General features: G+C 45.2%; 1 protein-coding gene. It reads left to right on the top strand.

Annotated features, from left to right (window positions below):
- Nucleotides 1-228: zinc-dependent peptidase (locus QP420_RS06870; protein WP_481616910.1), on the top strand; the 228-nt coding region annotated here is incomplete at both ends.

Raw genomic sequence — 228 nt, 5'->3', positions numbered from 1 at the left:
GGATTCATTAAGAAGCTGCCGGATAGCACTTCTATTTTGCCTACCCGTTCTGGAGTTAGGACTGGAATGGCTGGATGGTTTTTATGAAGTCTTAATTTATCCTGCGCCATTTGTGGTCGATGATGAATGGGAAGACGATATCGGTCTGGTGCATAACCAACGTATTGTTCAGTCAGGTCAGAGCTGGCAGCAAGGGCCTATCGTTTTGAACTGGTTGGATATACAAGA

Source organism: Bifidobacterium sp. UMB1197 (genome assembly GCF_030217745.1).
Lineage (GTDB): Bacteria > Actinomycetota > Actinomycetes > Actinomycetales > Bifidobacteriaceae > Bifidobacterium > Bifidobacterium vaginale_B.
This window is presented reverse-complemented; position numbering and strand designations above follow the sequence as displayed.